The sequence below is a fragment of the Vibrio sp. 1069 genome (assembly GCF_033340555.1).
This window is the reverse complement of sequence record NZ_JAWOWP010000167.1, coordinates 1-920: the sequence shown is the minus strand read 5'-3', so window position 1 is coordinate 920 and position 920 is coordinate 1. Positions and strand designations below refer to the sequence as shown.

General features: G+C 44.8%; 2 protein-coding genes. Both read right to left on the bottom strand.

What is annotated here, in order from left to right; all coding sequences use genetic code 11:
• Positions 1 to 390 (bottom strand): transporter substrate-binding domain-containing protein (locus tag R7040_RS25225; protein ID WP_318097384.1); only part of this gene is annotated, 390 nt, incomplete at its 3' end.
• 88 nt (positions 391 to 478) lie between these two features.
• Positions 479 to 920, bottom strand: a 442-nt coding sequence (locus R7040_RS25220) for an ATP-binding cassette domain-containing protein (protein ID WP_318097383.1), incomplete at its 5' end; no start/stop codon positions are given.

Below are 920 nucleotides of genomic sequence, written 5' to 3'. Positions count from 1 at the left end.
ACCCTCTAACGCGTTTTGGTCAGCGACTTTGTCTTTGATAGAAACAAACGCTGCTGAGTTGTCGTAGTAAGCATGCGAGAAATTGACTTGCTCAAGACGCGCTTCAGTAATGTCCATTGCAGAAATAGCCGCATCATAACGTTTGAATTTTAATGCAGGGATCAAGCTATCGAAAGATTGGTTGTGGAAGCTACATTTTGCTTCCATTTCTTTACATAGAGCATTCGCCAGATCCACATCGAAACCTTGGATTTGATTGTTCTCATCCATGTATTCGAATGGGGCGTACGTCGCCTCCATCGCGAATTTGATTTCATCTTGTGCCACTGCGTTTGCTGCCACATTTGCAGAAATAAGGCCGATTAGTGAAGTTAGTAGAATCTTTTTCATTGCAATACTCCGTGTGTACGTCTTGGGCTGACACTCGCAATGACAGCCGAGCTTATCTGTTAGTTGACTGAACTTATTGGTGTTGTTTTTAGTGCTTTAGATAATCAGCAAACTGTGTGGTTTGCGGGTTAGCAAAAGCGTCGTGCGTACCATGCTCTACGATGTGTCCTTTCTCGAGGTACAGAACGTGGCTAGCAATCTTCTTAGCAAAATCGACCTCATGCGTCACTACGACTTGGGTGATGCCAGTTTCGCTTAAATCTTTAATAATCTTAACGACTTGGTTCGTAATTTCAGGGTCAAGAGCTGCGGTCGGTTCATCAAAAAGCAAGACTTCCGGTTTCATCATCAATGCACGAGCAATCGCCACACGTTGTTGCTGACCACCAGAAAGCTGCATCGGCCATGCATCCGCTTTGTCTGCCAAATGCAGCGTTGCGAGAATTTGCATTGCTTGGTTCTTCGCTTCTTCTTTATCCATGCCAGATACTTTTACCGGAGCCTCAATCAGGTTCTCCATCACTGTCATG